The 19334-nt window shown below is 72.0% G+C and carries 15 protein-coding genes and 1 pseudogene; 4 read left to right on the forward strand and 12 right to left on the reverse strand.

The window, feature by feature from the left end:
• Positions 1-56: 56 nt before the first annotated feature.
• The 5 genes from EV385_RS22760 to EV385_RS22780 form a co-directional block, all read right to left on the reverse strand.
• The gene (locus EV385_RS22760; RefSeq protein WP_130511292.1) at positions 57-1064 is read right to left on the reverse strand and encodes a 3-oxoacyl-ACP synthase III family protein; all 1008 of its coding nucleotides are present in this window, start codon (positions 1062-1064) and stop codon (positions 57-59) included.
• Positions 1061-1717: an SRPBCC family protein gene (locus EV385_RS22765; RefSeq protein ID WP_130511293.1), complete on the reverse strand. Its 657-nt coding sequence runs from the start codon at positions 1715-1717 to the stop codon at positions 1061-1063. The genes EV385_RS22760 and EV385_RS22765 overlap by 4 nt, the downstream gene beginning before the upstream one ends.
• Positions 1689-3392: a thiamine pyrophosphate-binding protein gene (locus EV385_RS22770; RefSeq protein WP_130511294.1), complete on the reverse strand. Its 1704-nt coding sequence runs from the start codon at positions 3390-3392 to the stop codon at positions 1689-1691. The genes EV385_RS22765 and EV385_RS22770 overlap by 29 nt, the downstream gene beginning before the upstream one ends.
• Before the next feature lie 6 nt (positions 3393-3398).
• Complete coding sequence (locus EV385_RS22775) at positions 3399-4385, reverse strand: GlxA family transcriptional regulator (RefSeq protein ID WP_242625024.1); 987 nt, start codon at positions 4383-4385, stop codon at positions 3399-3401.
• Between the two features lie 108 nt (positions 4386-4493).
• Positions 4494-4787 (reverse strand): hypothetical protein, encoded by a 294-nt coding sequence (locus EV385_RS22780; RefSeq protein ID WP_165449559.1) that lies wholly within the window; start codon positions 4785-4787, stop codon positions 4494-4496.
• Positions 4788-4970: 183 nt separating this feature from the next.
• Between EV385_RS22780 and EV385_RS22785 the strand changes: the two genes are divergently transcribed.
• Positions 4971-6566, forward strand: coding sequence for a M1 family metallopeptidase (locus EV385_RS22785; protein ID WP_130511296.1), 1596 nt, complete (start codon positions 4971-4973; stop codon positions 6564-6566).
• 75 nt (positions 6567-6641) lie between these two features.
• Here EV385_RS22785 and EV385_RS22790 read toward each other — a convergent pair whose 3' ends face one another.
• Positions 6642-7829, reverse strand: a complete 1188-nt coding sequence (locus tag EV385_RS22790) for a methyl-accepting chemotaxis protein (RefSeq protein WP_130511297.1) — start codon at positions 7827-7829, stop codon at positions 6642-6644.
• A gap of 272 nt (positions 7830-8101) precedes the next feature.
• On the opposite strand from EV385_RS22790, the pseudogene EV385_RS22795 reads away from it, so the two are divergent.
• Positions 8102-9406 (forward strand): annotated as a pseudogene (locus EV385_RS22795) (aldehyde dehydrogenase family protein); the annotation flags it as partial.
• Between the two features lie 84 nt (positions 9407-9490).
• Here the strand turns inward: EV385_RS22795 and EV385_RS22800 are convergent.
• A complete protein-coding gene (locus EV385_RS22800; RefSeq protein WP_130511299.1) occupies positions 9491-9931 on the reverse strand; it encodes a nuclear transport factor 2 family protein in 441 nt (146 codons plus the stop codon).
• Positions 9932-9988: 57 nt separating this feature from the next.
• Positions 9989-10444, reverse strand: a complete 456-nt coding sequence (locus tag EV385_RS22805; RefSeq protein WP_130511300.1) for a protein-tyrosine phosphatase family protein — start codon at positions 10442-10444, stop codon at positions 9989-9991.
• A 337-nt stretch (positions 10445-10781) separates the two neighbouring features.
• Between EV385_RS22805 and argS the strand changes: the two genes are divergently transcribed.
• Positions 10782-12485 carry an arginine--tRNA ligase gene (argS, locus tag EV385_RS22810; RefSeq protein WP_130511301.1) on the forward strand — a complete coding sequence of 568 codons (1704 nt, stop codon included), beginning with the start codon at positions 10782-10784 and terminating at the stop codon, positions 12483-12485.
• A 350-nt stretch (positions 12486-12835) separates the two neighbouring features.
• Complete coding sequence (locus EV385_RS22815) at positions 12836-14638, forward strand: bifunctional metallophosphatase/5'-nucleotidase (RefSeq protein WP_130511302.1); 1803 nt, start codon at positions 12836-12838, stop codon at positions 14636-14638.
• Between the two features lie 44 nt (positions 14639-14682).
• Here the strand turns inward: EV385_RS22815 and EV385_RS22820 are convergent, their stop codons facing one another.
• The 4 genes from EV385_RS22820 to EV385_RS22835 all read right to left on the reverse strand — a co-directional run bounded on the left by EV385_RS22820 (position 14683) and on the right by EV385_RS22835 (position 18983).
• The gene (locus tag EV385_RS22820) at positions 14683-15348 is read right to left on the reverse strand and encodes a hypothetical protein (RefSeq protein ID WP_130511303.1); all 666 of its coding nucleotides are present in this window, start codon (positions 15346-15348) and stop codon (positions 14683-14685) included.
• Between the two features lie 180 nt (positions 15349-15528).
• A complete protein-coding gene (locus EV385_RS22825; RefSeq protein WP_130511304.1) occupies positions 15529-16980 on the reverse strand; it encodes a serine/threonine-protein kinase in 1452 nt (483 codons plus the stop codon).
• Between the two features lie 129 nt (positions 16981-17109).
• Positions 17110-17853 carry an META domain-containing protein gene (locus EV385_RS22830; protein ID WP_165449560.1) on the reverse strand — a complete coding sequence of 248 codons (744 nt, stop codon included), beginning with the start codon at positions 17851-17853 and terminating at the stop codon, positions 17110-17112.
• Between the two features lie 152 nt (positions 17854-18005).
• Complete coding sequence (locus tag EV385_RS22835; RefSeq protein WP_130511306.1) at positions 18006-18983, reverse strand: trypsin-like serine peptidase; 978 nt, start codon at positions 18981-18983, stop codon at positions 18006-18008.
• Between the last annotated feature and the right edge of the window lie 351 nt (positions 18984-19334).

Below are 19334 nucleotides of genomic sequence, written 5' to 3' on the forward strand. Positions count from 1 at the left end.
AGGCCGCAAGCCACCAGACCGGTCACGCCACCAGTCTGGTCACGCCACCAGACCGGTCACGCCGCCCAGCGGATCGCGGCCGCGCCCGCGAAGTCCCCGGCGTGGGCGAAACCGCCGAGCACCACCAGCGCGCCGTCGCGCAGCCGGCCGTGCCGGACCGCCCGGTCCAGCGTGACCGGGATGGCCGCACCGAACAGGTTCCCGCACTCGTCGAAGGTGTCGGGATGCCGTTCGGTGGGCAGCCCCAGATCCTCGCGCCAGTGGCGCAGGAACATCCGGTTGGGCTGGTTGGTGACCAGCACGTCCACGTCCGACGGTGCCGCGCCGAGCCCGGCGCACACCTGCCGTACCACGTCCGGGACCAGGCGGTTGCCCCGCTCCAGCACCCGCGTCACGCCATCCTCCGTGAACCCGATGCGGATCTCGGAACCGCCCGGCTGCCAGTACTTGCGGCCGTCGTCGAGGTGGTGGCGCATCTGCCCGGCGTACGCACCGATGTGCCGGGTGGCCACGTCCAGCACGGGCCGCCGCGCCGAGGTGGTCAGGTAGCCCACGCCGCACCCGTCGCCCGGGATGGCGGCCTGCGCCATCCGCCGCACCCCCGGCTGGGTGAACCACTGCCCGGCCAGGTTCTGGGCGTTGCAGATCAGCGCGCGGCGGGCGGTCGTGGTGGTGAGGATCTGGCGGGCCAGCTTCAGCATGTACACGAAGGACGCGCAGCCCGCGTTGGCGACGTCGACCAGCCACTCCGGGCGCAGGCCGAGCCGGTGCGCCACCTCCGTGCCCGCACCCACGAACGGCACGTCCGGCAACTGGCTGTGCACCAGCAGCACGTCCACGGCGCGGATCTCGGCGGCGCCGTGGCGCTCGACCAGCGGCCGCACCGCCCGTTCGATCATGTCCACGTTGGATTCCTGGGCGCCCGCGTGATGCCGCCACCGGGGGACCCGGAACATCGCGGAGTCCCGCAGCCGGTCCTCCGCGCCGGGATGCTCGGTGTAGAACTCGGCGGGCACCGGCGCGCCGGGCAGGTAACCGGCGACGTCCGTGAGGCTGACGGTCACCGCCCCGCCACCACCACGGCCGGTGCCACCGTGACCGGGCCTCCGGCGCGGTGCCGGTGCTCCAGAATCGCCTTGAGGTTCGTCATCTCCACGGTGTGACCCGCGTAGAAGAGATCCCAGAAGTCGCCGACCCACGGCCGGTCCGGCGCGGGCGCCAGCTCCGGGTGCGGGTTGCTGTCGTAGTACGGGTGCCGGCAGTTCGTCCAGGTCACCACCGAGCCCGGCCGGTCCAGGACCAGCTCGGCCGGCACCACCCGCATCAGGTAGATCATCCACAGCTTGTCGCCCTGGTCCCAGGCGCAGTGGTAGTCGACCGTCATGGCCTGCTCGTGTGCCACCACCCGGCAGTAGATGCGGGTGTCCGGTGCCAGCCGGTCGTCACCCACCCACAGACCGGGCGTCCCGGCCGGGGTGAAACCCCGCAGGCTGTACGTCCACTCCTCCAGGTGGTGGCCCTGCCGCAGGTACGAGAAGACCTGCTCGGGCGGGCAGTCGATGTACTGCTCGATGGTGCAGTACCGCCCGTACACCTGCTCGTGCGGGTACGCCGGGCGGGTCAGCGCCGCGCACCGGGCGATCACCTCGTCGCGGCCGGTGTTCTCGACCCGGATCAGGTCCGGGATGTCAGCCAGCGTGGACTCGTTCGTACTCATCGGTGTTCTCCTCGGCGTCGGCCGGGTGCCGGCCGTCAGGGGTCAGGAAGGGCTGGAACGGGGGTATCTCGTGCGGGTCCACGTCCAGGGCCACGAACGCGGGCCCGTGGCGGGGATCGTTGCGGCGGCGCAGCGCGGCGCCCAGCCCCGCCGCGTCGGCCGGCCGGGCCACGGGCAGGCTCGGGAACGCCGCGGCCACCCCGGCGCCGATGTCGGTGGGCCGGAACAGGTTGAAGCTGTACGCGTCGCCGTAGAACAGCCGCTCCCGCGTCACGCACATGCCGTGCGCGTTGTTGTTGAAGATCACGAAGGTGACGGGTGCGCCGGACTCGATCGCGGTGTGCACCTCCATGCCGTGCATGAAGAACGCCCCGTCACCTGCCAGCACGTACGTCCGTTGCCCGGTGGCCAGCGCCGCGCCGATGCCGGCGCCGAACGCGTATCCCATGCCGCCCATGCCGACGGCGACCACGAAGCGGCCCCGGCGCGGCGCCGGGAGCAGGTGGATCGCCGCCGCGCCCGCGTTGCCCGCGTCCACGAAGACGTGCCCGTGCTCCGGCAGCGCGGTGGCCACCGCGGCCACCGCCTCGACCGTCGACATGGCCCCGGGCCCCCGGCCGGCCGTGATCGGCAGGGGAACGGGACCGTCGTGCGGCGGGCACGGCCGGCTGCCCGCCGGCAGCCGCGCGGTGACGTCGCGCAGCACGGTACGCGGGTCGCCGCGCAGCGCCAGACCCGACACGTACGGCGGCTCCGGGTCGATGCACACCACCAGCGCGCAGCCCAGCGCCGCGTCGAGCCCGCCGCGCGCCAGCACCGGCCAGCGCGTGCCGACCAGCAGGCACACTTCGGCCTCCCGCAGGCAGTCCGCGACGTTGCGGTGCCCCATCACCCCGGCGACCCCGGCGAAGCGGGGATCGGCGTTGTCGAACACGTCCTTGGCGTCCGGGGTGACCGCGACCCAGGCGCCGAGCCGCCGGGCCAGCTCGGCCAGTTCGGCCCGGGCGTGCGCGGCGGCCACCCCCTCGCCCGCGATCACCAGGACGCGCCGGGCGCCGCGCAGGGCGCGTACGGCCCGGTCCCGGACCGCCCGGTCGGCCGCCGGGGCAGGCAGCGGCACCGCCGCCGGTGACGGTGCCGCCCGGAGCAGGCTCTGCTGCACGTCCTTGGGCAGCAGCAGCACCGCCGGGCCGCGCGGTGGGGACAGCGCCGCCGCGATCGCCCGGGGCAGGAGTTCGGAGAGCTGCCCGGGGTCGTCGACGCGGGCACACAGCCGGGAGACCGGCGCGAACAGCCGCCGCGCGTCCAGCGAGCCGGCCTGGCCGCTGGAGTCCTGGAACGCGCCCCGGCCCTGCTGCGCGCGCGGCGGCTGGCCGACCAGCGCCAGCACCGGCACCCGGGAGGCGTACGCCTCGGCCAGGCCCGGCAGCAGGTTCATGGCGCCGCCGCCCGAGGTGGCCGCGACCACCCCGAGCCGGCCGGTCGCCCGGGCGTACCCGTCGGCCATGGTCGCCGCGGAGAACTCGTGCTTGGCCACCACCGCCCGGATCGCGGGCCGGGCGGCGTGCACGGCGTCGTAGAGGTCCTCGATGTTCGCGCCGCCCACGCCGAAGACGTGGTCGACACCGGATCGGGCGAGTTCGCGGACGAGATGGTCGACCAGGCGTTGCCGCACGGCCGCCTACCGGGCCGGGGTGGGCTCGGGGAGCAGGCCGCTGCCGGAGATGCTCTGGAAGCGGTGCCGGTACTCGCTCGGGGTGATCTCCAGCGCCCGCCCGAACCGGCGGAAGAATGTCTCGGGGGCGTGGAATCCGCAGCGGCGGGCCACCTGCCGGATCGGCAGGTCGGTGGTCTCCAGCAGCTTGCGGGCGTGGGCGATGCGCATGCGTTCGACGTACTGGCCCGGGGTCATCCCCACCTCCCGCCGGAACACCCGGGCGAAGTTGCGGGCGCTCATGTTGGCGTGCGCGGCGATCTGCGACACCGAGACCGGGCGGTCCAGGTTGTCGATGATCCACTCCTGTGCGCCGCGGATCGGGCTGGAGTCGGCCAGCTGAGCGTCCAGGATGGAGCTGACCTGCGACTCGCCGCCGTGGCGGCGGAAGAACAGCACCAGGAAGCGGGCCAGCTCCAGCGTGAACGCCGCGCCGTGATCCTCCTCCACCAGGGCCAGCGTCATGTCGATGCCGGTGGACACCCCGGCGGACGTGACGTAGTGGCCGTCCCACACGAAGATCGAGTCGGACTCGACCGTCACGTCGGGGTAGCGCCGGGCCAGATCCTCGGTGTACGCCCAGTGCGTGGTCGCCCGGCGTCCACCGAGCAGGCCCGCCTCGGCCAGCAGGAACGAGCCGCCGCACACCGAGGTCACCCGTCGCGAGCGCCCGGCCGCCCGCCCGATCCAGGACACCAGGTCCCGGTCCTCGAGGGTGTCGTGCAGACTCCACCCGCCGGGCACGAGCAGGGTGTCGATCGGGCCCTGCCCGGCGTCCAGCGGCTCCGCCGCGATGACCACACCGGAGCAGGTCCGCACGAGCGGGGCGGCGGGGGAGACGAACTCGATCTGATACCCGGACTCCGGGTCACCGAGCAGCCGGTTGGCGGTGTCCAGCACCTCGACCGGGCCGGTGACATCGAGCGCCTGGCAGCCCGCGTAGGTAACAATCACAACCCGTCGTCGCGTCACGACACCAGCCTGTCGCGTCCGGCGTATCGGCAGCAATGCCAAGGAATTGGCGATTCCTGCCACCCGGGTGGTGCGGCGGCGATGTCGCGGTCAGACCCCGCGGTAGCCGGGGATCTGCCGGCGCTGCGTGGCGCTGGCCGCCCAGTGGCTGAGGTCCAGCAAGCCCGCGAAGACGACCCAGAACCAGCCCCACCCCGTGAGGCCGACGCCGGGGGTGTACAGCACCACGTAGATCAGCGTGGCGAACGGCAGGAAGACGATCCCGAGCAGCGGGAAGATCCAGGTGTCGAAGGCGGTGTTGACCAGGACCGGGCGGGCGATCCAGATGATGAACAGGGCCAGCCTCGGGAAGATCCCCGCGAACAGCGCGAACAGGCATCCCATGCGTGCCACCTCCGACGACCGGTCCGGATCATTCGGCCGATCATCACGCGGCGGCGGCCGCCGGGCTTCACCCGCGGCGGATGATTGGGTACGCGCGGCGCGCCGCCCCGTGACGGGCCACGATCGGGGTGCGGCCCGGCGAATCGAAATACCTGTCGGACGTCCTCGGTAACGTCGGCTGCCATGACAGCCTTGTCGCGCAACCGCCGGTCGGCCAGCGGGCTGACCATCCTGGTGGCGTTCGGCGCCGCCGCCGTCCTCGGCGTCACCGCCACCCCCGCGTCCGCCGCGGGACCACCCCCGAGGCCCGGGGCGGCCGGACTCGGCGACCGCTTGTATCCGCTGCTCGGAAACGGCGGATACAACGTGCGGGACTACGATCTGCGCCTGCGGTATCCGAAGAAGGATCCACGGCAGACGATCACCGGGGATGTGACCATCACCGCGGTCGCGACCCAGCACCTGTCCCGGTTCGATCTGGACTTCGGCGGCGGCTCGGTGGCGGGGGTGTCGGTGAACGGGCGCCGGGCCACCTTCACCCGCTCCGGTGACGAGCTGGTCATCACCCCGAAGTCCCCGCTGCCGAAGCGGCAGCCGTTCCGGGTCACGGTCACCGGCTTCACCGCCACCCCGGTGGTGCCCGACGCGGACGCCCCGGTCGGCTTCGTCACCACCCCGGACGGCACCGTGCTGGCCGGTCAGCCCGCCTCGTCGCACCTGCTGTTCCCGAGCAACGACCACCCGCGCGACAAGGCCACGTACACGATCCGGCTCACGGCGCCGACCGGCTGGACCGCCACCGCCAGCGGCGCCCCGCTCGGCGTCCGGCGGCACACCGGCTACTCGGTCTCCACCTTCCGCGAGTCGCGGCCGATGGCCAGCGAGCTGGTGCAGATCGCGGTCGGTGACTTCCTCGTGCACCAGCGGCCCGCCGTGCAGGGCGTGCGGATCCGCGACGTCGTGCCGCGCCGGCTCGCCGACACGCTGCTGCCGAAGGCGGCGGTCGAGCGCGACCAGGTCGCCTGGATGCAGCGCCAGGTCGGCCCGTACCCGTTCGAGAACTACGGCTCGCTGGTCATCGACGGCGAACTCGGCTTCGCCCTGGAGACCCAGACGCTGTCGCTGTACGACACGTCGCTGTTCGCCGCGCCCGCATTCGTGCTGAACCCGGTGATGGCGCACGAGCTGGCCCACCAGTGGTTCGGCAACAGCGTCGCACCGCGGTCCTGGAGCGACGTCTGGCAGAACGAGGGCCACGCCACCTGGTACGAGCTGCTGTACGCGGAGCAGACCGGCGTTTTCGAGGAGTACACCGACTACGCCGACCGCGAGGCCCTGTTCAAGGCGGTGTACGCGCTCGGCGACCAGTGGCGGGACCGCTGGGGTCCGGTGGCCCGGCCCGCGAGCTCCGCGTCGATCTGGGACGTCTTCAACCCGAACGTCTACTACGGCGGCGCGCTGGCCCTGTACGCGCTGGAGCGCAAGATCGGCGTGGACCGGTTCCGGCAGCTGGAGCGGGAGTGGGTGCGGACGTACGAGGGCCGGTCCGCCTCGACCGACGACTTCATCGCACTGGCTTCCCGGGTCGCCCACCGCGACCTGAGCACGTTCCTGATCGCCTGGCTGTACGGGGCGAAGACCCCACCGATGCCCGGGCACCCGGGCTGGGTGGTCAAGGCCGTCCCCGCCGCCGCTCAGGAGCGCGCGGCCGCCCGCGCCCTGGTCGGCACCGACGCGGTGACGCAACACCTGCGCGGCCTGATGCACACCGGACGCTGACGTCCGGTCCGCCGGGCGCGCTGACGTCCGGTCCGGCCCGCCAGGCACAACGCCGGGCGGGCCGGTACCGGCGGGTCAGTAGCGGAACACCGAGGCGAGGTCGTGCAGTCGCCCGGCCGTTCCGGTCAGGCTCTCCGCGGCCCGTCGCGTCTCGTCCGCCGCGCCGTGCACCTCGGTCGCCGCCGAGCTGACCAGGTTGATCGCGTGGCTGATCTGCTCCGCCCCGGCGCTCACCGTGGCGGCGCCGTCCACCATCGAGCCCGTCGTGGCGGTCTGCTCCTCCACCGCCGCGGCGATGGTGACCTGGTGCTGCGCGATGGAGCCGATGACGTCGGTGAACTCGCCGACCGCGGTGACGGCCTCGCCGGTGTCGCGCTGGATCTCCTCGATCCGGCGGGCGATCTCCTCGGTGGCGCCGGCGGTGGCCTGCGCCAGTTCCTTCACCTCGCCCGCGACGATGGCGAAGCCGCGCCCGGCCTCGCCGGCCCGGGCGGCCTCGATCGTGGCGTTCAGGGCGAGCAGGTTGGTCTGCGCGGCGATCGCGCTGATGGTCCGCAGCACGTCGCTGATCTGCTGGCTGGACTCGTGCAGCTTGGTGACGTTGCCGGTGGCCCGGGCGGCCCCCGCGACCGCCTCGTCGGCCGTACGGGAAACCTCGGTCGCGTTGCTGCTGATCTCCGCGATGGCCTGGCGCATCTGCTGGGTGCCGTCGGCGATCGCCTCGACCTCGGTGCTGGTCCGGCGGGCGGAGCGGGCGACGGTCTCCAGTTCGGTGGCGGTGGCCGCGGCGGCCTCGGTCATCGTGGTGCTGGTCTGCTCGAGCGAACCGGCCGAGCTGGTGACCTCGTCGACGGCGCGGCGGATGCCGTCCACCGTCGCCTGGAACTGGTCCATCATCGCGTTGAACGCGACGGCCATCTGGCCCATCTCGTCCTTGCCGACGACCCGCATCCGGGGGCTCAGGTCACCCTCGGCGGCGATTCTGATGATCTCCGCGTCGTGCCGCAGCACTCGCACGACCTTGGTCCAGGTGGCGGCGAGGAAGAACAGGCCGATCGGGGCGATGATCACCGGAGTCCAGAGCATGACGTCGGCGAGGTCCTGCAGTTGCTGCTGGGCGGCGGAGTCGGCGGGCAGTTTCGCACCGACCGAGGAGGCGACCGAACGGGTGTAGAAGCTCAGGCCGATCATTCCGCCGATGAGGAAGAGCATGGAGAGGCTGGCCCGCGCCTTTGCGGGCAGCCGGTCGAACAGCGACTGCATGGAACCTCCAGGGGGACTCACCCCCCGTGATCGGCAGCACGGCCGAAAGTCTGAGGATTTGGCGTCTCAGCCCGGCAGAAATCATGCCGATAGGAGACCATTTCCCCCCGGGCCGCCCGGGCACGGAGAGCCTGGCGCGCCAAACAGAATTTCCTGGGAACTTCCGTCTAGGACAAGAAGAGGACCGGTAGCCGCCGAATTGGCGTAGCGATCGCGGGTTTCTTCTCGGCACAGTAAGGCAACGCTCCGCCTCGCCGAACGGGAGACCCGCCATGACACTGCGCCTGGCCCCCGGCACCGCCTGGGCCGACGCCCTGTCCCGGGCCACCGCCGCCACCCCCGAGGCCTTCACCGGCGACCGGCTGCGCAACCACCTCGTCGGCGCCTGGGAGGACGCCGGGCAGCCCGCGCCCCTGCACAGCCCGATCGACGGCACCCGGCTGGGCGCGCGATCCCGGCTCGACGCGCGGACCGCCGCGCTGGCCGTGCGCGACGCCGCGGAACAGCACCGCCAATGGGCCGCGACCTGGCTGCCGGAACGCCGCGCCCGGGTGCAGGCGGCGCTGGAGGAGCTGAGCGCCCATCGCGACCTGCTCGCCCTCCTCCAGGTGTGGGAGATCGGGGCGCCCTGGTCGCAGGCGTGCGCCGACGTGGACCGGGCGCTGGACGCGGCCGGCCGGTCCGTCGATCAGGCCGAGCACCAGCTGAAGGACCGTGATCCGCTGCCCGGCCCGGTCAGCCACCTGCCCTCCTGGCAGCACCCGATGAGCGTGCTCGTACAAGCCGAACTCGCCCAGTTGCTGACCGGCAACGCGGTCATCGCGAGGATCCCGTCGCAGGGTGGCGCGGTCGGCCTCACGGTCGCGCACGCCATCATGGCCCGTGCCGGGCTGCCGGTCACCCTCCTGTCCGGCTGCGGCACCGAGCTGTCCCCGGTGCTCGTACGCTCCCGCGAGATCGGGGCTGTCTCGCGCCCCGGCGAGCAGGACAGCGGCAACGCGTGGGGGATCTGGGAGTTCTCCCAGTGGGACCGGCTCGTCGGTCACCTACGCACCGGCTTCGCGTACGGAAAGCAGCACGGCGCCGCGTACCGGCGCTTCGTCGTGCAGCGCGAACTGGTCGACCGGTTCCTCGATGCGTACCTGCCGGTGCTCAAGACGGTCCACTTCGGCCACCCGCTGGCCGTGGCCACCGACGGCGATCCGCTGCCCGAGCTGGACTACGGCCCGCTGATCAGCGCGGACACGGCCACCGAGCTGCGGCGCGAGGTCGACGAGGCGATCAGCGGCGGCGCCGTTCCGCTGCACCGCGGCTCCCCCGACGCGGGCCGCTTCCTGGACGGGCAGGACACCAGCGCGTACGTGGCCCCGACCGCGCTGCTTGTCCGCTCCGGTCGGACCGAACGGCCCGCCGGGCCGTTCGGCCCGGTCGACACGATCGTCGTGGCCGACACCGAGGACGAACTGCTGTCGGAGCTGAACGCCCCGGCGGGTACGCCCGCGGCCAGCCTCGCCGTCGACGACGAGGAACTGGCCGGCAAGCTCGCCCGCGACGAGCGGGCGTCCCAGGTCACCATCACCCACTTTCCGGGTAACCCCTGAGCCCGGCGACCGGCGCAGCGTGTGGTCCGTGTCCCCCCGCATGCTGCGCCCGGTCGCCGTCTACGCCCCGGCCGCCGTCGCGTCCGTCTCCGCCCGCTCGGCGGCGATCAGGCCGGGGTCGAAGAAGTCGCGCAGGCTCGCGATCCGGCCCTCGCGTACCCGGAAGATCTGGACGAGGGACATGGCAAGGTCGGCGCCGTCACCGGTCATCACGGTGTCGATCTCGGCGATGAAGACGTCCGGGTCGGCGGTGGTGTGCAGGACATATCCGGAGCGCTCCGGATCCGGCCGGCGCCCCGCCCGGGCGATCCGGTGGTACACGGCGAGCCCGGCGCGCAGCTCGTCGTGGCCCCGCATCCGCCGGGGCGCCGGGGAATCGACCGGCAGCAGTGGCGCCTCGAAGACACCGTCGGGAGTGAACAGGGCCGTCTGCGCCTCGACGTCGCGGGTCATTCCGGCCCAGACGTAGCGTTCAAAGAGCTCTTTCGGGGTGTAAGTCACTTTCTCCAGCCTACTGGGTGGTTCGCCTACTGGGTGGTTCGCCTACTGGGTGGTTCGCTACCCCGACCACGGGAAGCAGGCGACGAAGCGGCGCTGCCACGGCGTCTCCACCGCCCGCGCGTCGTAGCCCGCCCGCACGTACGCGACGGCCTCCCCGGCCGGGACACCGTCGAGCACCGCCAGGCAGGCCAGCGCCGTGCCGGTACGCCCACGCCCGCCCGCGCAGGCCACCTCGACCCGCTGCTCCACCGCCCGGTCCCACACCTCCCGCAGCACGCGCGCGGCCAGCGCCCGGTCGCGGGGCAGCCGGAAGTCCGGCCAGGGCACCCAGCGGCTGGCCCACTCGACCGCCGGCGGCTCGCTGCCGAGCAGATAGACCCCGAACTGCGGCGCAGCCCCCGGCGGCAGCGGACGGCGCAGCCCCCGGCCCCGGATCAGCCGCCCGGACGGCAGCTCCAGCACGCCCGGAGCCCCCCGCTCCCACCCGCCGTCCACAACCCGCCCCTCCCACATCCACCCATCCTGGCGCACGCATTCCCGCCCCATCGTCCCCCGCCCCGCCCACCTGCCTGCCCCCACCGATCAGCCCGTCGGCCCGGGCCGATCTTGGAAGGTCGTGGCCCCACCGGGGCCACCAGGCTCCAAGATCCGAAAGCGGGTCCACGATCCGGGCTGCGGGCCGCTAGCATGGTCGCCATGCACAGCAGCTGCGTCCGTCGCGCGCGACGCCGGGTCCGCCCCGTCCGCCAGCGCTGACGCACGTCTTCCGCCGGCGGGTCGACCCGCCGGCGTCACTGTCTGTGGCACGGATCGGCCCGCCCTCCCTGCGTACCGTCAAAGGGGTCTGCCGATGAATCTCGAAGCTCTGCTCTCCGACCGGCTCGCCGCCGCGTTCGCCGCCGTGGCCGGCGGCGACGTAGATCCGGCCGTCCGGCGTTCCCAGCACGCCGACTTCCAGTCGGGGGCGGCGCTGCCGCTGGCCCGGCGCCTGGGCCGGGCGCCGAGGGAGATTGCGGCCGAGGCCGTGGCCCGCGCCGACCTGGCGGGAGTCGCCGTCGCGGAGGTGTCCGGTCCCGGCTTCGTCAACCTCACGGTCGCCGACGAGCTGATCGCGGACCTGACGAACACGGTCGCGGCCGATCCGCGGCTGGGCGTGCCCGTCACCGCGAAACCGGAGACGGTCGTGGTCGACTACTCCAGTCCCAACGTGGCAAAGGAGATGCACGTCGGCCATCTGCGCTCGACGGTCATCGGGGACGCCGCCGCGCGGCTGCTCGAATGGCAGGGACACACCGTGATCCGGGCCAACCACCTCGGCGACTGGGGGACGCCGTTCGGCATGCTCATCGAGCACCTGGTCGATCTCGGCGACACGGGCGAGGGGTCGCTGGCCGACCTGACCGCGTTCTACCAGGCGGCGCGGGTGAAGTTCGACGCCGACCCCGAGTTCAAGCGGCGGGCCCAGCAACGGGTGGTGGCGCTGCAGAGCGGCGATCCGCAGACCCTGGCGCTGTGGCGGCGCCTGGTCGCCGCGTCGGAGCGGTACTTCCTCGCGGTCTACGACCTGCTCGGCGTGAGCCTGACCGCGACCGACTTCGCGGGCGAGAGCAGCTATCACGACCAGCTCGACTCCGTCGTGGCCGAACTGGACGGCAAGGGCCTGCTGCGGGTCAGCGACGGCGCGCTGTGCGCCTTCCCGGCCGGCTTCACCGGCCGCGACGGCGAGCCGCTGCCGCTGATCGTACGGAAGGGCGACGGCGGCTACGGGTACGCGGCGACCGACCTCGCCGCCGTGCGGCACCGGGTGCGGACGCTCGGCGCGTCCCGGATGCTGTACCTGGTCGGCACGCCGCAGCGGACGCATTTCCAGATGGTGTTCGCGGTGGCTCGGGAAGCGGGCTGGCTGCCCGGCGGGGTGTCCGCCGAGCATGTCGAGTTCGGTTCGATCCTCGGCCCGGACGGCCGGATGCTGAAGACCCGGGCCGGCGGCACGGTGAAGCTGGCCGAGCTGCTGGACGAGGCGGTCCAGCGGGCCTCGGCGCTGGCCGCGGCGAAGACACCCGGCCTGGAACCGGCCGCCCTGGCCCGGGTCGGCCGGCAGGTCGGCACGGGCGCGATCAAGTACGCCGACCTGTCCACCGACCGGCGCTCGGACTACGTGTTCGACTGGGACCGGATGCTGGCCCTGACCGGCAACACCGGCCCCTACCTGCAGTACGCGTACGCCCGGATCAGTTCGATCTTCCGGCGCGCCGGTGCGGCCGCCGCACCCGGACCGGTGGCCGTCACCGAGGCGGCCGAGCGGGCGTTGGCGCTGGAGCTGATCGGCTTCGCGCCCGTGCTGGCCGAGGCCGGTCGGTCCCTCGACTTCCACCGGCTCACCGGCTACCTGTACGGGCTGGCCACCGCGTTCAGCGCGTTCTACGAGAAGTGTCCGGTGCTGAGCGCGCCGCCGCAGATGCGGGCCAGCCGGCTGGCGCTGTGCGACCTGACCGCCCGGACCCTGCGGCAGGGCCTGGACCTGCTCGGCATCGCCACCCCGGACCGTCTGTGAACGTCCGTAGGGCTGCGAATGGTTCAGTACGTCGGTTGCTAACGGTCAAGTCGCGCAGGTCAGGTGCCATGCTGGTCGGACCGCGAAGGAGGCGCTGATCCGGCGTCGTCGACCATCGTCCACACCATCAGAATCAGCGCCGAACCGGTTGCCCGGCTGACGGCGGCCACGGCGTCCTCGATCGAGCCGGGGCCCGCCGTCCCGCCACGAATCGGCGGCCGACGACTTCCGCGAGGCGCTGCACGAGCTGGGTTGACCGCAGTCGGGTCACTCTCGATTGTCGATGTCTGGGCCGTTAGGGTGCGGGAGGCGCTCACGAGGCGCCGTACCGATCCCCCGAAAGGCCCACGATGACCCTCCCCTCCCGGGTGTCCCGGCGCAGCATCCTGGCCGTCGCGGCCGCCTCCGTCGCCGCCCCGGTCGCGGCGCCCGCCGGCGCCCAGGCCGCCCCGTCCCAGGCCGCCCCGTCCCACCCCGCCACGAAGACCTACGACCTCACCGTGCTCGGCACCTCCGACACCCACGGCAACGTCTACAACTGGGACTACTACTCCGACCGCGAATTCGACGACAAGGCGCACAACGACGTCGGCGTGGCCAAGCTGGCCGCCCTGGTGAACCAGATCCGGGCGCAGCGCTGCGGCAAAGCCACCCTGGTGCTCGACGCGGGCGACACCATCCAGGGCACGCCGCTGGCCACGTACTACGCCAAGCAGGAGCCGATCACCTCGACCGGCGAGAAGCACCCGATGTCGCGGGCCATGAACGTACTGCGCTACGACGCGGTGACGCTCGGAAACCACGAGTTCAACTACGGGCTGCCGCTGCTGAACCTGTGGATCCGCCAGCTCGGTTTCCCGGCGCTGGCCGCCAACGCGGTGCACGCGGGCACGAGCCGCCCGGCCTTCACCCCGTACGTGATCAAGAAGGTGTCGCTGGGTCCCGGCGCGCCCGTGCTGCGCGTGGGCATCCTCGGCCTGACCAACCCGGGCATCGCCATCTGGGACCGGGTCAACGTCGAGGGCAAGCTGGAGTTCCGCGACATGGTGGCCACGGCCGCGCACTGGGTGCCGATCATCCGCGCCCGCGGCGCCGACCTGGTCCTGGTCAGCGCGCACGGCGGCGACAGCGGCACCTCCAGTTACGGGCCGGAACTGCCCAACGAGAACCCGTGCGCGCTCATCGCGCAGCAGGTGCCGGGCATCGACGCGATCCTGTTCGGGCACGCCCACGCGGAGGTCCCGCAGCGGTTCGTCACCAACGACGCCACCGGAGCGCAGGTGCTGCTGTCGGAGCCGTCGAAGTGGGGCCAGCGGCTGACCCGGATGGACTTCACGCTGACCCGCGACCGGGGGCGCTGGGTCGTCACGGAGAAGAGGGCGGCCACGCTCAACACCAACACCGTGGCCGAGGATCCGGACGTGCTCGCGGCGGTGCGGGCGCAGCACGCCAAGACCGTCGCGTACGTGAACCGGGTCGTCGCCACGTCCACGCAGGAACTGTCCGCGGCCGAATCGCGCTACCGGGACACGCCGATCCTGGACTTCATCAACAAGGTGCAGGCCGACACGGTGGCCGCGGCGCTGGCCGGCACGGAACACGCGGGGCTGCCGGTGCTGTCGATCGCGGCGCCGTTCAGCCGGACCGCGGTGTTCCCGAAGGGCGAGGTGAAGATCAAGGACGTCGCCGGGCTGTACATCTACGACAACACGCTCGAGGCGGTGGTGCTCACCGGCGCGGAGGTTCGGGCGTACCTGGAGTATTCCGCGAAGTACTTCGTGACGCTGGACCCGCAGGCGCCGGTGGATCCGGCGACGATCAGTGACCCGGCGGTCCCGGACTACAACTACGACATCCTGTCCGGGGTGGACTACGACATCGACATCAGCCGGCCGGTGGGGCAGCGGATCACCCGGCTGTCGTTCGGTGGTGCCGAGGTGGCGGCCGACGCCCGCTTCGTCGTCGCGGTGAACAACTACCGCCGCAGCGGCGGCGGCAACTTCCCCGGCATCGTGAAACCGCAGGTCTACAACGCCCAGCAGGAGATCCGTCAGCTGCTCATCGACTGGGCGCAGGCCAAGGGCCAGATCGATCCCGCGGACTTCTTCGTCGCCAACTGGCGGCTGGTGCGCGGGGGTGTGCCCGTCTTCTGACTCCTCCGATGGGCGTGTCGTGCGCGGCACGCCCATCCGCGGCCTCAGCGCCGCTTCATGACGGTCCAGTCCCCGTTGGAGTCCGCGGTCACCCGCAGCACCTTGTCCTTGCCGCTGGCGAGCGTGAGTACGCACGAGTAGCCACGCAGGCCGTCGTCGCCGCGCTCGTCGAGCGCCTGGCACTTCGCCTCGGTCGCGGTCAGCTTCGCGGCCTTCTGCAGTTCGCCGTCGGTGACGATGTTCTCCTGGAGCTGCTTGAGCACCGCGCCCTCCCGCAACTCGAGATACCCGGGCAGGATCAACGCCTGGCCCACACCCACGGTGACCAGGGCGCCGAGCACCAGCGACACGCCGAAGACGATCCAGTACGGCGCCACCCCCGCCCGGATGCGCCGCGCTGTCGCGGCGCGGCGGCGCGCGGGGATGGCGCCGAAAACGCCGAACAGCAGGGTCCACACGGCCACGGGCCACGCCGCCGGCGGCCGCGGCCGTGTCGCCAGCTCCAACTCCTCCGGGTAACGGACCAGTGCCTGTCCGTGACGAAGGTGGGGGGCCTCCAGGTCGAACTCGCTCGGCGGAGCCGTCGGTGGCTGCGCCCACGGCGGCGCGGTCGGGTACTGCGGCCGCGGCAGCAGGGGCTGCGATGTGTACGGGTCGGACGGCGACGGGTAGCCGGCGAAGTCCTGGCCGTACGAAGCCTGCGTGGTCATGTGGGGGGCCTTTCGAGCAGCGGCCCGGTTGCAACCAACCGCGCCAGTTCCCGCCCCATCGGCGCGACCCCGGCGGACTTGATCCCGCCGTGTTCAAGTCTCGCTCTGGATCACCTCAGTGCCGGGTTGACCTTGCCGCGGCCACGCGGAGCCGCAGGTCAGTGCAGAGGTGCGGCGGGGTCAGCCGCCGCCACCGGCCTCCGGGCCGACGCCCTCGCCGTCGCCGCCGCCGCCCGTGGGGGCGGTGGTCGGCGTCGTCGTGGTGGACTGCGTGGGCGTGGTGGTCGTCGTCTGCGTCGTCGGGGTCGTCGTCGGCGTCTCCGTCGTCGGGGCGGTGGTCGACGGGGCCGTGGACGGCGTGGCCGACGGGGGAGCCGACGCGGGGGAGCTCTGGTGCTGGGGGGTACCGGCGGGCTTGTTGGGCGCCCGCGTCGTAGTGAACGTGCGGGTCGGCTCCACCGGTTCGTCCGATACCCCGGTGTCCGTGCTGGCCTCGACTGACGGCGGGTTCACCGTGCCGCCGTTGCTCTCGCCCCCGCCGCCGCCCATCGACGCGAAGGCGATGCCGAATCCGATGATGACCGCGGCCAGCCCGAGCAGGATCAGCAGGCCCGCGAACCGGCTGCGCTGGCCGAGGCTGCGCTGGGGCGGTGCGGCGACCGGGGCGCGGGGGACGGGTACGGTCAGCGGCGGGGCGGTGAGCTGCGTACCGGTCAGCCGGGCGCCGGCCGGGCTGGCCAGGCTGGTCCCGGTCAGGTGGGCCGTGGTCATGCCGGTGCCGGTGAGCGAGCGCCAGTCCATCGGGCCGGCGGCGGCCAGCGCCGCGTCCGCGAACTCGGCCGCGCTGGCGAAGCGGTCGTCCGGCGACTTCGCCATGGCGCGGCTGATCAGGTGGCGCACGGGCAGGGACACGTCGCCGGGCAGCGGTTCCGGCTCCTCCTCCAGGTGGCGCAGCGCCACCTGCAGCGCGTTGTCCCCGTCGAACGGCGGATGTCCGGCGATGCAGTGGTAGGCCACCGCGCCTAGTGCATAGATGTCCGTGGCCGGGGTGACGTTGCCCTTGGCCACCTGCTCGGGGGCCATGTACAGGGCCGTGCCGACGATCGCGTTGAGGCCGGTGACGCTGGTGACCGCGTTCGAGCGGGCCACCCCGAAGTCGACCAGGATCACGGTGCCGTTCGGCTTGACGATGAGGTTGCCCGGCTTGACGTCGCGGTGCACCGTGCCGTTCAGGTGGGCGGCATGCAGCGCGTCCGCGGCCTGGGCGACGATCGACATGGTCTCGGCGACCTCGAGCGCGCCCTGCTCCTTGAGCCGGGTGGACAGCGGCTCCCCGTCGACGTACGCCATCACCAGGTACGCGCACTGCGTCTCGTCGGCGGGGTCGCCGGCGCTGGCGTAGTCGTACACCTCGACGACGCCGGGGTGGCGGAACGCCGCCATCATCCGGGCCTCACCGTAGAAGCGCGCGGCGAACTCCGGATCGGAGATCATGTTCTGCCGCAACACCTTCACGGCGATGGTACGGCCGAGCACGATGTCCGTGCCGCGCCACACATCGCCCATGCCACCGGTGGCGATGCGCTCGTCCAACCGATAGCGGTTGTCCAGAAGGTGTCCCGAACTGAGCACCTGCGGACCTTATCTAATAGAGGCGGGCAAGGGCTCCGACGTTGGGCCGGAGTAAATCGCGGTCAACTGTACCGAGCCTGCTCCACGGCCCGCTGTCCCGCAGCCGACGGTGTGGCGTGGCGCGCCCGCTCAGGAGGTGGTCCGGAGCTGCAGCGCCCGCCCGTCCGGGTGGGTGAGCATGAGTTGGGCGCCGGTGATGCGGTAGGACAGTGTGCCGCGCAACATTCCCAGCACGGCGCGGTCCAGCGCGCGCGATTCGGGGCTGCAGTCCCGTCCGCGGGCCGTGATCTGACCAAAGGTAACTGTCGTGTCGCTGACCGTGACAGCCCCGTCGAGCCCGGTGCAGCCAGCCGAGCCCGTGACCCGCCCGGCCCCGAAGACCAGGTGCGCCTGGGTACCGGCCGGGACCGAGGCGGCCGTGTCGCCCTGGACCAGGGTCTGCACCGACCACCGCGGACCGGCCAGCGGCCGGTCGGGCTCGGCGGAGCGGATGTCGACGAGCCGCAGCCGGGCGGTGCCGGTGCTCAGCAGCAGGACGTCGCCGGTGAGCTGCCAGCGGGGACCCTCCTGGAGGAAGCCGGTCAGCCAGGCGTCCTGATCCATCAGCGCGGCCGGGCAGGCCATCATCGTGCCGCCGACATCGGACACGACCAGCCGCTGATCGTCGGGGGTGACCGTGGCGGTGAGGTGGTTGCATCCGGCCTCGGCGCTCAGGGTGCCCGGCTCGAAGCTGAGCCGCACCCGGGAGCCCGCGACGAGCTGCCTGGTCTGGCCGTCCGCCGGGTCCGGTGCGGAGACGAAGGTCCGTCCGATGAGGGCCGCAGCCGGGGAGGGCTGGTCGGCGGCGCCCTGGCCGCATCCCGCGATCGACATGATCGTCACCGCCGTGAGAAATCGCCGCCATCTGGTCGTCATACCCGCTGGGACGGGATTTCCGTGCCGTACGTTCCCATGATCTCGCTTTTGTCGTCACCACGACGAAGGCCCGGCGCCATTGCCGGGCTCCGCCGTTCATCGGAGGCTGATCACGCCGGTGACAATCCCTCGGCGTAGTCGTAGAGGCTCTTGATGTCGTTGTCGAAGTACGGCCCGTCCATTTGGTCGGGGTTGCCGTGGCGGTGGCTCACGACGCTGTTGGAGTATCCGAGACCTGTTTGATCGTTGTATTCCTGCAGCCAGGGCCCGCCGCTCGAACCCTGCGTCATGTTGCACCAGGCCCGGACCTGCTGGTTGTGACCGTTCCACGTGGTGCCCTGGCAGAAGTACTGGACGTCGCCCGGGAAGCCCCCGGCCGCCGGATAGCCGAGAATGGTCACCGCGACCGAGTAGCCCCAGTTCCACCGCAGGCCCATGCCGCCGACGGTGTCGACCACCTTGGCGTTGTAGATGCCGCCGTTGTTCATGATCGCGATGGCCATGTCCTCGTCACTGCTGCTGCTGCTGACCCACGCCGTACGGGCGGTCAGGTTGCCGGCCACGAACCGGCCCGCCGGCTCGGCGCCCTGCCGGAATCCCGGCACGAAGATGAAGTTGGAGTACCAGCCGCCGCCCGCGCCCGCGTGTACGCAGTGGCCCGCGGTGAGGACCAGGCGACGCTTTCCGCTGTTCAGCGCGCTCGCCGAGCACTGCCCCGTGCCACCGGGCACCGTCACGTACACCTTGCCGACGATGATGGACTGGTTCAGCGCGGCGATGCCTCTGGGCGGGTGGATCGGGGCGATGCTGCCCGGCTTGCCCTGCGGCGCGGCTGCGCTCGGCCCGGTGGTGTCCGGCGCCTTGAGGTCCAGATCCACGGCGGACGCCATGCGTTGCGGGGTCCAGTACGCCTCCACCGCCGCGACGGCGGCCGGGCTGTTGACGGCTTGGCCGTCCGCCGTACGGGCAACCGTGCTGACGTTGCCGGACGCCGCGGTGGACGGTTGAGCCTGGGCCACCGCGCCCCCGCTCAGCGTCAGTGCCAGGGCGATCGCCGAGACGGACGCCGGTCTGATGATTGATCTCATACGGAATTCCCCTTTCCGTAGACGACTGCGGTTCACAAATCTAATTGATCGTTTTCAATGTTGTGTCAGCCGCGTGACTCCGTAACCTCAGTGGCTCATGCATTTGTTCACGGGATTCGGCGCTGGCAGCAGAAATAGTCCGGGAAATGTGAACGCTGGAGAGGGGAAGGCGGTACGGTCCGCGTAAAGGAAGAAATGCGCAAGTCTCGACACCAGGCGGGCAGAGGTGAACGGATCCGCGCGATCGCGCTGTCCGCCCCGGCGGTCACCTGTTCGAGTGCGTGACCCTCGGTTGTGATGCAAATCACTCTGGGTAATTGGGTGGACGTCGCTCGATAAGCTGGGCTTGTT

The organism is Krasilnikovia cinnamomea, assembly GCF_004217545.1.
Classification (GTDB): domain Bacteria; phylum Actinomycetota; class Actinomycetes; order Mycobacteriales; family Micromonosporaceae; genus Actinoplanes; species Actinoplanes cinnamomeus.